Here is a 17,166-nt window from a genome sequence, read left to right as displayed (position 1 = left end):
TCCACCGTTCCGCGGGTCCGGGACCGGGCGGGGGCGAGGGCGGGTGCCCAGGGGCGATGCCGTGCGTAAGGTCCGGCGAGTGACGGGCCGGCCCCGGCGGGGTCAGGGCGTGTCGGGCGCGACCGGCCGGGTGCGAACGGCCCACTGCACGGCGGGCCGGCTCAGGGCCAGGGCCGCGAGGAAGAGAGCCGTGAGCAGGAGCCACCCGGCGAGACCGAGCCGGTCCGGCACCGCCGTGACGAGCGTGGGGCCGACGATCAGGGCCACGGCGTCACCGATGGCGAAGGCGGCGCCGTACTGGCCCTGCAGCTTGCCGGGCGCCAGTTCGTACCGCAGCCCCCAGCGGGCCGCCTCACCCCAGATCTCCCCGAACGTGAACAGGACGACGGCGGCGGCCAGGATCAGGCCCGCGCTCCAGCCGGGGACCCCGCGGGAGAAGCCGGTGATGACACAGGCGCCCGCGATCACCATGAACGTCCAGCGTTGCAGTCTCGAGGCGCCCGGGACCGTGTCGGCGCCACGGGCGGCGCGCACCTGGAGGAACACGACGATCAGCGTGTTGATCAACGTCAGCCACGCGGCGAGCGGCCGCGGCGCGGACGTGTGGGTGACCAGCCACACCGGAATGCCGACGGCGACGATCGTCGGGCCGATACGGGCCAGGCCGGCCACCTGTGCGACGAGGACGTACGGCACGTCGTGCAGCGCGCCCAGCCCGGAGCGTTCGCGTCCCTCGGGGCGCACGCCGGGAACGCGCGGCAACCTCATGTACAGCGCGGAGACGGTGACCATCGCGGCGGCGTTGCCGAAGAAGAGTCCCCGGTAGGCTCCCGTGCTGTCGACGGCGATGACGATTCCGGCGGCGAGAGAGGCCAGCGCGAAGCCACCGTTGAAGACACTTCGCATGTACGCCGAGAGCCGTACCCGGCCGTCGCGGCCCATGACGCCCGCCACCAGCGCGCCACGCGCGACGTGGCCGGTGTTCTCGGCGACACCGAGAACGGCGGCGACCACGACGTATGTCGCGAACGAATGCACGAAGGCGGCGAGGGTGAGCATCAGCGCCTTGCCCAGGGCCAGTACGGCGGTCGTGCCCCGCGGGCCGAACCGGTCGGCGAGATAGCCGACAGGAACACCGATCGGCAGCGCGAGGACCCCGGCGATGGACAGCCCGAGTCCGACCTGGCCTGGCGAAAGGCCGACCTTGCGCACGAAATAGACGGCACCACCTGTCATGTACAGGCCATTGCCGAGACTGGCCACAGCGGTGCACAACAGGAGGAGCCGACCGGGTCCAGGCTCTGGGAGAAGCCGCCGCACCCAGGTTTTCGCCACTGGTCTCGCCTTTCGCCGGTCACCGACCATCGAACACGTGGAGCTCAGGAAATATCGGCCTTCAGCCCGCCGACATAAGCGAATAAGTCGATCCGGCCCCCGAGGATAAGAGTGTTGATCTCATCTCGCGAGAAAGGCTCGGCCGAAAGCAGCAACACGGGAAGTCCGCATTCATAACGGGCCTCGTCGGCGGCGCGCGTCCGCTCGCCGCGCCCGTTCCCGGGAAGCGACGGCACCGCGAGGAAGTCGCAGCCGGCCGCCGTCGTCTCCTTCGCCTTCGCGGGCTCCGCGGCCGGTACGAGCAGGCCGACGGCGGACGCGCCGCCGGAGCGGAGCCTCCGCACGAAGGCCCCGAGGCCGGCGTCCGGGTCGCCCGCGACCAGCGCGCAGCGCGGAACCGGGTCCGGAGGCGGACCGCCGGCGTCGAGGACCGGGCAGGGAACATACCCGTCCGCCGCCGGTAGCCGGAGCACGGGACCTCCCCGGCCGTCGTCTTCGACCGCGGCGCAGCGGCCGGTGAGCCGGATGCCGCCGAGCCCGATCGGCAGGTCGGCCGGTTCGCCGTCGGCCGGGCCGCCGGCCAGCGTGCGTACCGCCGCGTCGACGAACTCCGGGTCGCGGGCGCGCAGCCGGCCGTAGGTGTTCGCCGCTCTTCGGCTGCGCAGCGCGAACACCGTCTGATGCCCCCGGACCCGCTCACGGCGGCTGAGCGTCTCGAACCACCGCCGGCTCTCGTCCGCCTCGGCCTGCGCGGCCTGGATCACCGGCCTCCGCTCCGCCTCGTACTCCGCGAGCGCCTCCGCCGCCGAGGACCTCTCCGCGAGCGCCCGGGCGAGACAGCGGGCGTCGTCGATCGCCAACGCGGTGCCCGAGCCGGTCGAGAAGTGCACCGTGTGCGCGGCGTCCCCGATGAGAACGAGGGGGCCGCTGTGCCACCGCTCGTTGGTGATCGTGGAGAAGGCCCGCCATCCCCCGGTCTGGGCGCGTAGCGGCGCCCCGCGCAACTCGTCCTTGAAGATCTCCGCCAGCAGCGTCTCGACCTCGGGCGAGGGCCGGTCGTACAGGCCCTGAGCGGCGATGACCTCGATGTCCGCCTCGACGATGAAGGTGCTCACGTCCGTCCCGTGAGGATAGGAATGGACGATCAGCAACCCGCCGGACACCGGCTTGAGCACGAAGGTCGGCTCCAGGGCGATCGGCGTGCTCATCCAGAGGAAGCGCGTCCGGCCCGGGAACGCGCGTGTGCCGAACTCTCCCTCGCGCGACGCCCGCGTCCGGCTCCTCGCGCCATCGGCCACGACGACCAGGTCGTGGTCTCCCGGCTCGCCCGGGCGGCCTGAGACGGTGCGCCGCCGGAAGGTGACGTTCGGCAACCCGGACGCCAGATCCCGCGCGTGGCGCTGGAACTCCTCCCTGGACACCCCGAACATCCCGTACGCCCCGGACCACACCCGCTCGGTGTCCACCACCGTGAGAGTGCGATCCCACGTCGCCATGGCGGAGCCGGGAATGTCGAGGACCTGCGGGTGATCGGCCTTGATGCGGTCGGCGAACTCCCAGGAGAGCACGATGCCGGCACCGGGCGGCGCACCACCCCGTTCATAGAGATCGATCGGCACGCCGGGACGCAGCCGGGAGAGTTCGAGCGCGAAGAACGCTCCGGCGGACCCCGCCCCCACCACCGCGATCCGGCCGGCCGGCCGCCGGCTCATTTTTCGGTACCGTCCCAGTGGAAGCGCTTGCCCCGCGCGATCGCGGCACCGCGCGAGACCGCCATCATCTCGCCACTCGCGATCTTCATGATCGTCATGAACTCGCTGAAGTGGGGTTCCGGCGCCTGCATGAGCTCACCCGCGCGCTTCATCAGCGCGAGCCAGCGCAGCCGCTGCTCTCTGGTGATGAGCCAGTGACTGTGCGCCTGGTGCAGGTGAGGGTCCCATGCCGCCGTCAGGTCGTTGTCGCCGTACAGCTGGATGTAGTGCGCCGCGAGGCGCTCCGCCTGGCGCGGCCAGTCGGCGACCGGGAACAGCGGGGCCAGCAGATCGTCCTCGGAGACGAGTTCGTAGAACCGGTCCGCGAGAGCGCGGAAGAAGTTCTCACCGCCGATGCCCGCATAGAAGTCATCGACCCTCTGGTCGACGTCGGCCCTGGACATGTGCTCGGCCGATCTCACGCCCTGGTCGGCGACGAGAAGGACCTTTCCGTCATGCTTCGGCGCTGGTGTGGACGGCATGGTCGCTCCGGTTCTCCTCGGGATGTGACAGCGCGGGGACGCCGAGCGACGTTCCCGCGCCGTACTGGATGAACAGGACCGACCGGATCAGGCGGCCCGGTCCCAGACCTTGAGCTCGTCCCAGACCTTGAGCTCATCCCAGACCCTGAGCTCATCCCAGACCTTGAGCTCATCCCAGACCTTGAACTCGTCCCAGACCCTGAGCTCGTCCCAGACCTCGGCCTCGTCCCAGACCTCGAGCCGGTCCCAGACCCTGAGCTCGCTCACGACGGTCTCGGGCATAGCAGTCTCCTTTCGAGCGGAACAGCGTCATATAAGCCACGAACACGGCACACCGCTGTTGTGATTGATGGCCGGATCAGGACAACCCCTTGCGTCAGCGGCAATCTCGGAGAAGACAGCATCCGAGCCATTTGCGAACCTCAGTGAGCAGCGGTGCCGCACCCACCGCGGTAGCGGTGACGGCGGCACGGGCAAATGACCGATCCCGCGATCAGTGATTCGTGAAATCCGCCTCTACCAGGTCCACCTGGGGGCACTCAGTCCGGCCGGCGATGCTCGAGAGGCGATGACCGTGGACGAGGCGAAGGATTTTAATGATCTGTTCATCGAGATCCGGCCGGCCCTGTACACGCGAGTCGTGCAGTTATTGGGCGATCCGCACGAGGCCGAGGAAGTCGTGCAGGAGGTATATCTAAAAATCACCGCCAAAAAGGCCCGCCAGAACTTCGAAGCCCATCCCAACAAGGTGGCATATCTTCTGGTGACCGCGAAGAACATCATCCGCGACTCGTGGCGAAGGCGACAACGCCTTTCCCGGACCCTGGCCCTCGAGCACGCACTGGATACCGAACGAAGCCACGACGGCGGGCTCCGAGAATGTGAGGATCGCCTGGTCGTCGCCGCCCTGCTCAACAGCCTGACGGCGAGGGAAGCGGCCGCGATCAGGCTCGTCGACATCGAGAGCTACTCGCTTGAAGAGGCGGGACTGCTGCTCGGAGTCCATTGGGGGACGGTCCACCGGAATCGGCAACGCGGCCTGCGTCAGCTCCGCGCGAAGTTCGACGGCATCGGATCGACCGGCTCGCGCCAGGTGAAGAAGTCACGAGGGCAGGGACCGCCGAGCGTTTCGCCGCATCAGCCGCCCCACGAGAAATCGCAAGGAGAACATGTGGTGAAAACGTCCACCGCCCCCATGCCCACAGCGTCCAGGCGGGATGACGATCCCCGTGCACCGCTCAACCGGCTCACCCGTCTGCTGGATCCCGGGTCCCCGGTGATGCTGCACGAGCCGGACGAGATCGCGACGACGACCGTACGCGGCCAGATCGACGGGCTGAAGGTCATCGCCTTCTGCACCGACGCCACGCGGCGAGGCGGCGCGCTGGGCCTGGCCGAATGCGCACGGATCGCCGAGGCCATCGACCTCGCCGCCGGCGAAGGCTGCCCGATCATCGGCCTGTGGCACTCCGGCGGCGCGAGGATCGGCGACGGCATCGAGTCGATGCACGGCATCGGGCAGATCTTCGCGGCGATGATCCGGGCATCCGGTGTCGTGCCGCAGATCTCCGTCGTACTCGGCCCGGCCGCGGGAGGTGCCGCGTACGGACCCGCGCTCACCGACCTGGTGATCATGGCGCCCGCCGGGCGGATCTTCGTCACCGGCCCGGACGTGGTCTCGAGCGTCACGGGTGAAAAGATCGACATGGAGGGCCTGGGCGGTGCCGAGGCGCACGGCCGCAAGTCCGGAGTCGCCCACGTGACCGCCGAGTCCGAGGACGCCGCGTTCGACACCGCTCGCCGGCTCGCCGACCTCCTCGGCCGGCCCGGATCGTTCCAGGTCGGCGCCGCGGGACCGCCCAAGGACCTGCGGGCGTTGTTGCCCGAGTCGCCGCGCCGGGCGTACGACGTGCGTCCGCTGGTGCACGAGATCGTCGATGACGGCGACTTCCTCGAACTGCAGCCGAAGTGGGCGGCCAACGTCGTGATCGGCCTGGGCAGACTGGGCGGCGGCACGGTCGGTGTCATCGCCAACAACCCGCTGCGCAAAGGCGGATGCCTGGATTCGCTGAGCGCGGAGAAGTCGGCGCGTTTCGTGCGAATGTGCGATTGCGCCGGAATCCCGCTGATCGTTCTCGTCGACGTGCCCGGCTACCTTCCGGGCGTCGGGCAGGAGTGGAGCGGCGTCGTGCGGCGCGGCGCGAAACTCCTGTACGCGTTCGCGGAGGCGCGGGTACCGCGCGTGACATTGGTAACCCGCAAGTCGTACGGCGGAGCCTACATCGCGATGAACTCCCGTTCCCTGGGGGCCACGGCGATCTTCGCCTGGCCGGAAGCCGAAGTCGGCGTGATGGGCGCGGAGTCGGCGGTCCGGGTCCTCCACTGGAAGAAGATCGCGGCCGTACCGGAGGACGAACGCGAGCCGATGCGAACCCGCCTGATCGAGCAACATCGCGAGGCGAACCGCGACCTGGACCACGGCGTCCGGCTGGGTGTGATCGACGGGGTCATCGATCCGTCCCAGAGCCGCGTCCGGATGCTGGAGGTGTTCGCGGCCCAGCAGGAGGGCAGGCCCGCCGGCCGAGGGAAGCACGGCAATATCCCGCTCTGAACGCACCGCCCAGGCCGCTCCGGCCCCGGCCGGAATGACTCGGCGGCCCGAAAGTGGCGCGACAACGGCAACGCAGACGAAGTGAGGCGACCGGTCTTGTCAGACACATGTGAACCACTGCGCCTTGAACTGCTGGGTCCGATGCGGATCTGGCGGAACGGCCGGGAAGTGGTGATCGCACCGTCGAAACAGCGTGCCGTCCTCGGTCTGCTGGGACGCCGGGTGAACGACGAGGTGCGGCCGGACGAGATCATCGACGCGGTATGGGGGCGGAACGCTCCCAAGTCGGCGGCCAACTGCGTACACGTCTATATCGCGAGGCTGCGCAAGGTCCTTGAGCCGGAGCGGGGCAGGCGGGAGTCCGGCGGGCTCATCGTCACCTCCGAGAACGGCTACAGCCTGCGAATGGACCCGGAGAACGTCGACGTCGAGCGGTTCCTGCGGCTGCACACGCGGGCCCGGCGGCTGAACGCCGAAGGGCGGCCGAAGGCGGCGCTGGAGGCCTTCGAAGCGGCGCTCGGGTTGTGGCGTGGCGACGCCTACGTCGACCTGTCCGGTCCGTTCGCGGAGCTGGAGCGTACGCACCTGGCGGAGATGCGGTTGACGGCCGTGGAGGACTGGGCCGCCGCGCTGCTGGCCGCCGGGCGTCACACGGAGGTCACCGGCGTGCTGGCGGAACTGGTCGCCAAGGAGCCGCTGCGGGAACGGCTGCGGTGGCTGCTGATGCTGGCCCTGTACCGGGGAGGCCGTCGGGCGGACGCCCTCACGCTGTACCGGGAGACCTGGCGCCTGCTGGGCGAGGAACTGGGCATCGAGCCCGGGCCGGACCTTCAGCGGCTGCACGAGCAGATCCTGACCGGCTCCTTCGACGCGATCCCGTACGGTCTCACGGAGACGGCGCCGGCCGTGGCCCCGGCCGAGCCGGATCCGCGGGACGCTCCGGGGCCGGCGATGCCACGGCCCGCGCAGCTCCCGCCGGACGTCCGTGGCTTCGTGGGCCGGGAACGCGAGCGCGCACTGTTGCGTGACGCCCTCACTCCACGCCGGAATGCCGGCGGCGCGGGAGCCACGTTGGTCGTGATCGACGGGGCGGCGGGGGTGGGCAAGACGGCGCTGGCCGTGCACGTCGCGCACCGCTTGTCCGGGCTGTACCCGGACGGTCAGCTCTTCGCCGACCTGTGCGCGTTCAACCCGGACCGCGGCCCGCTGAGCGCGTCCGCCGCGCTGGCCTCGCTCCTGAGCGGCCTGGGCGTCCGTGAGGCTTCGATGCCCTCACGGCTGGAGGACCGGGCGGCGCTGTACCGGAGGCTCCTGCACGACCGCAGGATGCTCATCGTGCTCGACGACGCGTCCGGCGCCGAGCAGGTACGGCCCTTGATACCCGACGGACCGGTCTGCGTGCTCGTGACGAGCAGGCGGCGGCAGGCCGGGCTGGTCGCACGGGACGGCGCCCGGCGCGTCCGGCTGGCGCCGTTGGCGCCGCGCGAGTCGCTGGAACTGCTGACCTATCTCGCCGGTCCGGGACGGCTGGCGTCCCGGACGGCGGACGCGCGGCGCCTCGCCGAACTCTGTGGCCACGTCCCGCTCGCGTTGCGGATCGTCGCGGAACAACTCGCCGCCGACCCCTCGATGACGCCCGCGGGCCTGGCCGGCAGGTACGCGGCCAGGCGGGGACGGCTGGACCGGCTGACGGTCGCCGGGGACGCCACGGCCAGTCTGCGCTCCATCTTCGCCGCGTCGTACTGTGACCTGCCGCCTCAGGCGGCGCGCATGTTCCGGTTGCTCGGGCGGTACGGCGCACGATTGATCACCGTGTCCGGGGCGGCGGTCCTGGCGGGTGTCAGCCGGATGACCGCCGAACAACTCCTCGAGCTTCTCGCCGCCGACCACCTGCTGGAGCCCGCCGGCCGGAACCGTTACCGCTTCCCGGCGCTCATCGACGTGTACGCGGCCTACTGCGCGCAGGAGGAGCCGTGCACCGGACGCCCGCGTGATGCGATCGCCCGGCCGTGGCCGGCCGAAGGCGGCACACTGGCGGTGATGGGATGAGCGGCACTTTCCGCCACTCGATCGGGAGGTCTCGTGAGCGACGGCCACACCGCCAACCGCCTCGCGGTGGAGTCTCTGGCGGCCGGTGATCCGACCGGCTGGTTCGAGCCCCTGTACGCCGCCGCGTCCCTCGGGCGGACGTCGGTGCCGTGGGACCGCGGCGGTCCGCAGCCGCTGCTCGTGAACTGGGCGCGGGACGAGAACCTCTCCTGTGCCGGCCGACGGGCGGTCGTGATCGGCTGCGGGCTCGGCGACGACGCGGAGTTCGTCGCGGGTCTCGGATTCGACACGGTGGCCTTCGACCTGTCCGCCAGCGCGATCCGGATGGCACGCCACCGCTTCCCTCGGTCCGATGTCCGCTACGTCCAGGCGGACCTGCTGGACCCGCCGGCCACCTGGCCGGGCGCTTTCGACCTGGTGGTCGAGGTGCAGACCGTCCAGGCGCTGCCCGACCCGGAGCGCGGCCGTGCCATCTCCGCGGTATCCGGGCTGACGGCACCGGGCGGCACGCTCGTCGTCGTCACGGCGGCGGCCGAGACGACGGAACCGAAGAGCCCGGTTCCGCCATGGCCGCTGACCCGCGCCGAGATCGAGGCGTTCGCGACCGGGGGCCTCGTCCGTCAGCGGGTGGACGACGTCCGATACCCGGCCGGTCCGGGCGGGGGGCGTTTCTGGCTCGCGGTCTTCCGGGCGGGCCTCTGACGCACGCCGCAGGACCGGCGAGGATGAGCCGTACCCGGCCGCGAGAATGAGACGGCCGGCTCTGATGATCCTCGTCTAGTCCTCGTCGCGGATTTCGGAATTGAAAATTCAACCGGATACGGACCGAAAACGGCATACGCCCGGCGACAGAAACCCTCCTCCTACGGTAAGCGCACAACTCAGCAACGACGAAGAAGACAGCCGGTTCCGGCTCATGCATGCTCGGTAATTGCTGGACGACCCTGCCAGGAGGAGAGGTGCGGGCACGGAATCCTCCGGCCGCCTTCCCTCGAGCCCGGGGGAGGAGAACGTGCGCGTGCGCGAGATTCCGTACGAGGCCGGCCACGGCACTCGCCTGCTCAGTACGGGATGAGTTTTCCCCAGGCTCACCTTTGTGGCGGGTTCGCCCTTGTCCATTGCCGTCCTGAATCCTTGGCTCAGCCAATCAGAGAGGTCCCTTGTGGCTACTCAAGAGGAAACGGTAGAGCGCACACACGCCGATGTCTGTGTGATCGGTTCCGGTATCGTCGGGCTGATCAATGCCATCGCCCTCACCAAACGCGGTCTGTCGGTGGTGTGCATCGACCAGCCGACGGAGAAGCAGCTTTCCAGCTACAAGGTCGGCGAGTCCCTGCTCATCTTCTCCAATGCCTTCCTGCGAACTCTCGGGGACCTGGACGACCGTCTCAACGAGTCCTTCGAGAAAGAGGGCTTCTGGATGGTGCACGGCCTGGAGGGCCGCAGCAGCTTCGACTCCTCCGTCTCCGAGTGGGGCTTCGAGAGCCACATCCCGCAGAGCTGGATCGACAAGTTCCACGACCCTCTCTTCCCACGGGCCCTCTTCAAGGACGCGCAGATCGTCCGCCCCGAGGTCGAGGCCGAGCTCCGCGACCGCGCGCGGCGCACCCCGGGACTCGACCTGAACGAACGGGGACTGGTCCGCGACGTGCGGCTGGGTGAGGACGGCGATGACCACCTGCTGCACTGGAGCTCCCGCGACAAGCGAGAGAGCGGCGAGATCGCCGCCCGCTGGGTGGTGGACTGCTCTGGCCGCAACCGGCTGCTGGCGCGAAAGTTCGGCCACACCCTGCCGCTGGACGATGACTTCAGGACCACGGCCGCGTGGGCGCAGTTCTCCGGCTGCACCAGCGACCTCTTCGACGACCGGTGGAACTACACCTTCCCTGACGGGGTCGTCGCGCGCCGCGACCACAACACCATGCACCTGTGGGGCGACGGCTACTGGATCTGGCTCATCAGGCTCGCCGGAGACCGGATCAGCGTCGGTGTCACCTACCACCGCGGCCGTCCTCCGGAGGAGGGCAACGCCCGCGAGGTCTTCTGGAAGGTGCTGCGCCGCTACCCGCTGCTGGACTGGCTCAGCGAGGACAACGTCCTGGAGTTCAGCGCTTACCGCGACGTCCAGCACCTGACCGACACGTTCGTCTCGCCACGCCGCTACGCCATGGTGGGCGACGCCTCCTCGATCATCGATGCGTTCTACAGCCAGGGCATCTCACTGTCGATGACGACGTCCTGGCACATCGCCAACATCGCCGAGCAGGACGTCAAGCAGGACCGGCTCGACACCGACTACATCGACCACGTCAACCGGGCCGTCACGGCGGACTGGCGGATCATGCGGTCGATGGTGAAGTCGAAGTACAGCCCGGCCATCGCCGACAGCCGCTTCTTCATCCTCGATCACATGCTCGACTACATGATCTTCGGGGCGACGCTGCTGGGCAGGTTCCGTGCGGTCCGCTGGCTCCTGGAGACGGACGGCGGCTACTCGGACCGGGAGACGCAGGAGCAGATCCGGCTCCGCACCAACCTGACCCGGCGGCTGTACCTGTCGCAGTCGGCTCCGTGGCACCGCGTGGATCCGCATCGGGTCGCCGGCATCATCGAGGCGTGGCACCGAGGCCTGGAGCGGCGGGCCCGGTGGCGTCTTGACAACGGCGTCGAGCTGCCGCCGACCAAGGCGGCCATGCGCGCGTACTCCGCGCTGCCGGGCCTGTGGAAGCTGCCGCGCGTCCACCGTATGGAACAGGCCGACCTCAGCCTCGCGGCCACCAAAGAACCGGAGTTCGTGGCGGCCACGGGCAAGGAGTACCGGCCGCCGGTCATGGCGGTCAACGGCACGATCCTGCTCACGCTCACGGCCGTGAGCACTCTGTGGGACATGGCCGACACCCGGGTGCGCAAACTGCGTAAGGGACTGCGGCTGCGGCAGCGCAGGCGGTACGCCACCAGGTGACCGATCCCCGCCCGACGCGGACTCCCGGACAGGTGCGAAGGGCCCACGCGGGGCCTGGCGCCGGTATTCCGGGGGTTCGGGGGCGGTATCGCCCGGTCGCCGGCCGGGTGAGCGGAGTCTGTTCTCCCGGCCGGATCCTGACGCACTGAGCCGCCGGCAAGGCGAGCCTTGCCGGCGGCTCAGTGGCGGACGGCTCAGCCGCGGATCGCGGTGGCGTAGATGTACCCGATCTCATGCGTCCGGGAGGCGGTACGCATGAAGGCGATGAGCGCATCGGCCTGCTCGGCACCGACGAGGTCCACGAGCTCGTCTCGCTTGGCCTCCACAGCACGAGCCATGGCCATGCCGGTGCGAGGCATGACGTGGTCTCCGATGTCGCGAACCCGCACGTCCACGAAGCCCTGGGCCTTCAGCCACCGCTCGTACCGATCAACGGTCTCCAGTGTGTGCAGGGCGAAGAGCCGGCAGATGGCGTCGACGTCGCCCTGCCGCTCCGGGGAGACGGGGTCGCGCCGGATGACGTCCACGATCGCCAGCCGGCCACCGGGGCGCAGCACACGGGCCGTCTCCGACAGCATGCGCTCGCAGTCGTCCATATGCGCCATCGACTCGATCGCCCATGCCGCGTCGAAGGACGCGTCGGCGAACGGCATATCGGCGGCGTCGGCGTACTGGAACGTCGCGCGATCGGACACGCCCTCTCTTCCGGCGCGAGCCGTGGCCTCGGCCACCTGCACCTGGCTCACGGTGATGCCGTGCACACTGACCTTGTGGGCGTTCAGCAGGCGCATGGCCGGATTGCCGATGCCGCAGCCGATATCGAGAATGTGTTGACCCGGCTGGGGGGCGACGCCTTCCATCACCATATCCGTGAGACGGTTGGTGGCCTCTTCCACGGTGCTCGAGTCGTTGTCGTCGTCCCAGTATCCGAAATGCAGGTCGGGTCCCCATGTGGCGGCGACGACCTGAGCGACCCCGTCATAGAGCGCCGCCACATCGCTAGTGGGCCCCTGACTCGACGTCATTTAGCTCCTCCTGACCATCCGCGACAAAAGTGGTCACGCGTCAGCCACCGGGCCGACTCTCCCCGCCGATGGTGCTCTACCGGCGCCCCCGTGTCGCCTTCCAAATTGCCGGGCCCGGCGTTGAGCCCGGAAGAGAGCCGGCGGGGTGCCATGGGCGCGCTGACGGCACGCTCGTAACACCCCGCCGGAGCGCGGTCGCCACTCCGTGACCGCCCCCTCCACTGCGGTGTCAGGCAACGCCGGGCCACCCGCCGACTCGCCCTGCGCCCACCGCGCACGCGAAACCCGTACACGGCCGCACGGCTTTGGACCAGACCCACCGGACGCAGCGCGCAGGCGAAACCCGTACACGGCCGCACGGCTTCGGACCAGACCCACCGGACGCAGCCGCGCAGGCGGGAACCCGTACACGGCCGCACGGCTTCGGCTCAGACGCGCTGAGCGACCTCGACGGCCTCTCCCGAGACGTCGCTTATCAGGGCGAACGCCGCCGCCACCTCGGGAACGCTCTGGGCGTTCTGCTGCGCCGTCCGCAGTTGTTCGGCGGTGTCCCACCGCCAGACGACCGCCCACGTCTGGTCATCGACCCGGCCGAGCTCCGCCTCCCGGGGCCCGGAGGCGACCGGACGCAGAGCCGACACCAGGCTGTCGTGCTTCGCCTTCAGCTCCTCGATGTTCGCGGGGTCGACCTTGAAACGGGTGATGACGACGACTTCGCCCTTAGATGCTTCAGCGCTCATATCAACAAGCTTGTCGGCAGCCCCGCACAGATCACGCACAGACCACGCACAGCAGGAAGGCCCCGGCCGGCCTACAGGCCGCCGGCGGTCTTCGTTCCCACCACGATCACCTCGCTTACCACCGGGGGCTTCAACGGTGACGGAACGGCCGACGTCGCCGTCGGGGACAGCGGCGAGACCGGGGGGACGGTCGGCCACGTGCAGATCTGGCCGGGCGACTCCTCCCTGTCATTGGATTCTTCCACCACCATCACCCAAGACACCGCGGACGTGCCAGGCACCGGGGCGGCGGGTGACCGCTTCGGATACCCCGTCGCGTCCGGTGACTTCAACGCCGACGGCAAGGACGACCTCGCGGTGGGCGTGCCGTACAAGACGGTCAGCGGCCAGGCCGTGGCCGGTGAGGCGGTCGCGTTGTACCGCGGGGCCGACGGCCTGACCGGAACCGGCGCGCAGTCCTTCTCTAGGCCACCGCGGACAGCAGCACCATCTGCGCCCGCCGCCAGGTCACCACCGAACCCGTGCCCCTGCGGATGATCCGCAACAACCGTCCGCCCTCATCCTCATCGATCTCACGCACCTGCACCCGTTCCGCCACCCGCACAGACTGGACGTCGAGATACACCGAGAGCCAGCACCCCCACGGTGCGTCATCACAACACCGACGTAGTTGACGGCCGTCAACGCCACCACCACGGCGACCGCGACCACCCGTGCATGTCCGGGCCACGCGTACGGGCCCACGGTCAGCGCCATCGCCGCGCATGACGCCGTCTTGCCGATGACGAAACCCGACCCGGCCAGATACCCCCAGAACGGTCCCGGCCGCTCCCGCCCGTACAGATACGGGAACGGCTTATCGCCCAGCTCACCACCCTGATCGCCGGCACCGACAAGCTGAACGCGACCAAACGGGCCGAGCTGCGTGGAGTGATCTCCACCAAACCCGGCCTGAACCGCTACCTGCACACCACCCCCGGCGGGCCGCTGCGCATCGACGCTGCCAGGATCAAGGCGGAGGAGAACCTGGACGGTAAGTACCTGCCGCGCACATCCGACCCGAAGGTGAGCGCCGAGGACATCGCGCTCGGCTACAAGCAACTCCTCGAAGTCGAACGCGGCTGGCGGGACATGAAACAGGTCATCGACCTGCGGCCGGTGTTCCACCGCAAGGAACAGCGCATCCGCGCTCACGTCCTGCTCTGCTGGCTCGCCCTGCTCCTGGCCCGGATCGCCGAGACCTCCACCGGGTGCACCTGGCCCACTCTGCGCCGCGAGCTCGATCGGATAACCCTCGGCACCTTCACCGGCCCCGCCGGCACCTTCCAGCAACGCACCGAGATCAGCAAAACCCAGCGTGACCTGCTGCACGCCCTGCGGATCGAGGCTCTGCCCAGGATCTACCAGCTCACTGTGCCGATCTGCGGCTCAGCCCACCCGGTATCGCGCGACGGCATCGGTGTCCCATGCCAGGCCGTTGCCTGGGCGGTCGGTCGGCGTCGCATGACCGTCGACAATACGGAGGGGCTCCTGGAGAATGGGATTAGCCCAGTCGACGTACTCGAGCCAGTGGGCCGTGGGTGTGGCGACCAACAGGTGGGCGCTCACCTCGGGGTACAGGTGGGACGACATCGCGATCCCGGCCACGTCGGCCAACGTCGCCGCGCCGAGCCAGCCGCTGACACCGCGGATGCGTTCCAGGTCGGGCATCACCAGGTCGCTCGCGCCGTGTTCCAGCGCGAGGGACATGGCACGGGGCCCGGCGAAATTCTCGCCGATCTGCACAGGCGTGCGGAGCGCGGCGGCGAGCCGAGCGCTCGCGGCGTAGTCGTCGTGGCGAACCGGCTCTTCGATCCAGGACAGCCCCTCGTCATCGAGCTGCCCGCAGCGTTCCCAGGCGGTGGCGAGGCCGAGTGCCTGGTTGTAGTCCGCCATCAGCTCCACGTCCGAAGCGATTGCCGCACGCACCGCGCGTACGGCGGCCAGATCCTCGTGCGGAGACGGGCGGCCGAGCCGCATCTTGACGGCGCGGAAGCCCTCCGCCACCAGCTGCTGCGCCTCCTCGGCGGCGGCCTCCGGCTCCACGAGGCCCAGGCCGTTACTGTTGTAGGCCGCGACCGGCCGCGGCGTCGCACCAACAAACCGGGCCAAGGGAAGCCCTGCGGCGATCGCCAGCGCATCCCAGCCGGCAACGTCGACGCCGGCCAGCACCGCCGAGACGAGGCCACGGACTCCCAGCAGCTTGAAACGGGCCTCGGTCGCCTGCCGGAATGCTGCGGGCGACACGACCGTGCCCGCGAGCAGTGCACTGACATCGCGCATCAGAGCGACCGCCGCGTGGCCGGCCGACTCGCGGTAGCAGAACAAGTAGGCGCGGCCGGTGATCCCCTCCTCGGTTCTGAGGTCGATCAACAGCAGCGGTGCCTCGGTGATCCGCGTGGCGCTGGTGCCGAGCGCCCGGCGCATCGGCACCAGCACCAGGGTGGCGTCGACCGACCGCACGGTGAGCGGCCCGCTCGCGCCCTGGCCGGAGGCGATGACGGGTGGGGTCATCGGGCGTGCCCTTCGCTGTGCACCGAAAGAATGTCGAAGATCGCCCGGTTGCACGGGGTCTCCACGTCGAGCGCGGCGCCGCGCTCGACCACGTCGCCGCTGAGCCAGGCGACCTCGAGCCGGTTGCCGTGTTCGAGGTCGTGATGCATCGAAGACGTCATGTCGGCGGGCACCTGGTCGGTGAAGGCGAGGCGGTCGTCGGCGTAGTCGGCGGGGAGCGACACTCCTTGGGCGCGCGCGACCCGTACGACCTCGTCCATCACATCGCGCAGGAACGCGCGTGAACGCGGATTGTCGCGGATCGGGCCGATGGTCGAACGTGCCGCGCTGGTCGTGCCGGAGAGCCCGACGAGGAAGACGAACTTCTCCCAGATCGTCTGCTTGATCCGGTCGCTGATCTCCACGTCGATGCCGCTGTCGACGCAGGCGTCGTGAAAGGCGCGTACACGTGGGGACGTGGTGCCGTCGTACTCGCCGAACACCAGCTTCTGGAGTGTGCCGGAATGGCGGATCAGCCCGGGCTCGGCGATCGTGGCGGCGATGTAGCACACGCCTCCGACGACGTGCTCGGCACCGAGGGTCCGCCGCAGGATGTCGTCCTTCACCACGCCGTTCTGGAACGACACCACGGCGGTCCCGTCCCCGAGCAACGGCTTGACGAGGTCGGCGGCCGCCTGCGTATCCCACAGCTTCACGCCGAACAGCACGAGGTCGGCCTCGCCGAGTTCGGCCGGATCGTCGGTGACCTCGACCTTGGGAAGATGCATGTCGCCCAGCGGGCTCTGCACCCGCAGACCGTGGGCACGGAGGGCTTCGAGCTGCCGCCCCCTGGCCACGAAGGCCACGTCGTTCCCGGCCTGAGCCAGCCGGGCGCCGAAGTAGCCGCCGACACCGCCGGTGCCCATCATCACGATCCGCATGCGACCCCCTATAGATAAACGATCGTTCAAATATATGAGGGCGGATTCTGGTCTGTCTACCACCATGTACGGAGACATCGTTGAATGCGTATTCTACAATCTCTGCCATGGGTAGGACGCGTGGTTTCGACGTCGACGAGGCCCTCGACGTGGCACTGGACGTGTTCTGGCGGCAAGGCTTCGACGCCACTTCGATGCAGGATCTGTGCCAAGCCATGGAGGTGCGACCGGGCAGCATCTACGCCGCGTTCGGCAGCAAGCGGGATCTATTCGTTGCCGCCCTGCGCCGGTACGTCGAGACGGTGTCGACCGAGACCGTCGAGCGGATCAATGGGGCACCTACCGGATTGCAGGGCTTGCGTGAGTACTTCGCCCACCTGGTCGACGCCATGGTCGATGGCAGGCGCCGGTGGGGCTGCCTGATCACCAACTCGCTGGTCGAGTTCGCCGGACGCGACCCCCAGCTGGCCGGCATGTTCGAACTGCACCTGGCCAACCTGCAGACCAGCTTCGCGGCCGCGCTCGCGCGAGCGCGCACAGACGGCGAGCTTCGCCCAGGGGCCGGGCCGGACTCGGCTCGCCTCTTGGTGGCCGTGGTGCAGGGCATGAACGTGATGGCCAAGAGCCGGCCCGGCCGGCACGCGCTGCAGGCCGTCGCCGACTCCGCGCTGGCGGGACTCGTCGCATCACCCACCGCGGAGTGAAGGTAACGCCTGGCACGCGCTGATGCCGGCGTGG

General features: G+C 69.4%; 14 protein-coding genes and 2 pseudogenes. 7 read left to right on the top strand and 9 right to left on the bottom strand.

Annotated elements, in window-relative coordinates:
- Nucleotides 1–102: 102 nt before the first annotated feature.
- The 4 genes from ABEA10_RS48910 to ABEA10_RS48895 form a co-directional block, all read right to left on the bottom strand.
- Nucleotides 103–1,365, bottom strand: a complete 1,263-nt coding sequence (locus ABEA10_RS48910; RefSeq protein ID WP_345475562.1) for an MFS transporter — start codon at nucleotides 1,363–1,365, stop codon at nucleotides 103–105.
- Nucleotides 1,366–1,379: 14 nt separating this feature from the next.
- Nucleotides 1,380–3,047: an FAD-dependent monooxygenase gene (locus ABEA10_RS48905; protein ID WP_345475561.1), complete on the bottom strand. Its 1,668-nt coding sequence runs from the start codon at nucleotides 3,045–3,047 to the stop codon at nucleotides 1,380–1,382.
- A complete protein-coding gene (locus ABEA10_RS48900) occupies nucleotides 3,044–3,568 on the bottom strand; it encodes a truncated hemoglobin (protein WP_345475560.1) in 525 nt (174 codons plus the stop codon). Before ABEA10_RS48900 ends, ABEA10_RS48905 begins: the two co-directional genes overlap by 4 nt.
- An 87-nt stretch (nucleotides 3,569–3,655) precedes the next feature.
- On the bottom strand, nucleotides 3,656–3,850 hold the full coding sequence (locus tag ABEA10_RS48895) for a hypothetical protein (RefSeq protein ID WP_345475559.1): 195 nt from the start codon (nucleotides 3,848–3,850) through the stop codon (nucleotides 3,656–3,658).
- 286 nt (nucleotides 3,851–4,136) lie between these two features.
- On the opposite strand from ABEA10_RS48895, the gene ABEA10_RS48885 reads away from it, so the two are divergent.
- From ABEA10_RS48885 to ABEA10_RS48870, 4 genes are all read left to right on the top strand, one after another.
- Nucleotides 4,137–6,179: a sigma-70 family RNA polymerase sigma factor gene (locus tag ABEA10_RS48885; RefSeq protein WP_425551068.1), complete on the top strand. Its 2,043-nt coding sequence runs from the start codon at nucleotides 4,137–4,139 to the stop codon at nucleotides 6,177–6,179.
- A 96-nt stretch (nucleotides 6,180–6,275) separates the two neighbouring features.
- Nucleotides 6,276–8,228, top strand: coding sequence for an AfsR/SARP family transcriptional regulator (locus ABEA10_RS48880; protein WP_345475558.1), 1,953 nt, complete (start codon nucleotides 6,276–6,278; stop codon nucleotides 8,226–8,228).
- Between the two features lie 33 nt (nucleotides 8,229–8,261).
- A complete protein-coding gene (locus ABEA10_RS48875) occupies nucleotides 8,262–8,930 on the top strand; it encodes a class I SAM-dependent methyltransferase (protein ID WP_345475557.1) in 669 nt (222 codons plus the stop codon).
- 508 nt (nucleotides 8,931–9,438) lie between these two features.
- A complete protein-coding gene (locus ABEA10_RS48870) occupies nucleotides 9,439–11,190 on the top strand; it encodes an NAD(P)/FAD-dependent oxidoreductase (RefSeq protein ID WP_345475556.1) in 1,752 nt (583 codons plus the stop codon).
- A 194-nt stretch (nucleotides 11,191–11,384) separates the two neighbouring features.
- On the opposite strand, the gene ABEA10_RS48865 is transcribed toward ABEA10_RS48870, so the two are convergent.
- Together ABEA10_RS48865 and ABEA10_RS48860 are read right to left on the bottom strand one after the other, a co-directional pair.
- Nucleotides 11,385–12,215 (bottom strand): methyltransferase domain-containing protein, encoded by an 831-nt coding sequence (locus tag ABEA10_RS48865; RefSeq protein ID WP_345475555.1) that lies wholly within the window; start codon nucleotides 12,213–12,215, stop codon nucleotides 11,385–11,387.
- Between the two features lie 428 nt (nucleotides 12,216–12,643).
- Nucleotides 12,644–12,955 carry an antibiotic biosynthesis monooxygenase gene (locus ABEA10_RS48860; protein WP_345475554.1) on the bottom strand — a complete coding sequence of 104 codons (312 nt, stop codon included), beginning with the start codon at nucleotides 12,953–12,955 and terminating at the stop codon, nucleotides 12,644–12,646.
- Between the two features lie 198 nt (nucleotides 12,956–13,153).
- Here ABEA10_RS48860 and ABEA10_RS48855 point away from each other — a divergent pair, with 198 nt between their 5' ends.
- The gene (locus tag ABEA10_RS48855; RefSeq protein ID WP_345475553.1) at nucleotides 13,154–13,492 is read left to right on the top strand and encodes an FG-GAP repeat protein; all 339 of its coding nucleotides are present in this window, start codon (nucleotides 13,154–13,156) and stop codon (nucleotides 13,490–13,492) included.
- 120 nt (nucleotides 13,493–13,612) lie between these two features.
- On the opposite strand, the pseudogene ABEA10_RS48850 reads toward ABEA10_RS48855, so the two are convergent.
- Nucleotides 13,613–13,801: pseudogene (locus tag ABEA10_RS48850) on the bottom strand (amino acid permease); the annotation flags it as partial.
- On the opposite strand from ABEA10_RS48850, the pseudogene ABEA10_RS51495 reads away from it, so the two are divergent.
- Nucleotides 13,799–14,365, top strand: a pseudogene (locus ABEA10_RS51495) (IS1634 family transposase); the annotation flags it as partial. The pseudogenes ABEA10_RS48850 and ABEA10_RS51495 sit on opposite strands and share 3 nt — an antisense overlap.
- 18 nt (nucleotides 14,366–14,383) lie before the next feature.
- On the opposite strand, the gene ABEA10_RS48845 reads toward ABEA10_RS51495, so the two are convergent.
- A complete protein-coding gene (locus ABEA10_RS48845) occupies nucleotides 14,384–15,508 on the bottom strand; it encodes an enolase C-terminal domain-like protein (protein ID WP_345475552.1) in 1,125 nt (374 codons plus the stop codon).
- Nucleotides 15,505–16,428: a ketopantoate reductase family protein gene (locus ABEA10_RS48840; RefSeq protein WP_345475551.1), complete on the bottom strand. Its 924-nt coding sequence runs from the start codon at nucleotides 16,426–16,428 to the stop codon at nucleotides 15,505–15,507. Before ABEA10_RS48840 ends, ABEA10_RS48845 begins: the two co-directional genes overlap by 4 nt.
- A gap of 107 nt (nucleotides 16,429–16,535) precedes the next feature.
- Between ABEA10_RS48840 and ABEA10_RS48835 the strand changes: the two genes are divergently transcribed.
- Nucleotides 16,536–17,132 (top strand): TetR/AcrR family transcriptional regulator, encoded by a 597-nt coding sequence (locus ABEA10_RS48835; RefSeq protein ID WP_345475550.1) that lies wholly within the window; start codon nucleotides 16,536–16,538, stop codon nucleotides 17,130–17,132.
- The last annotated feature ends 34 nt before the right edge of the window (nucleotides 17,133–17,166 follow it).

It is taken from the genome of Actinoallomurus oryzae (assembly GCF_039541955.1).
GTDB classification, from domain to species: domain Bacteria; phylum Actinomycetota; class Actinomycetes; order Streptosporangiales; family Streptosporangiaceae; genus Actinoallomurus; species Actinoallomurus oryzae.
This window is presented reverse-complemented; position numbering and strand designations above follow the sequence as displayed.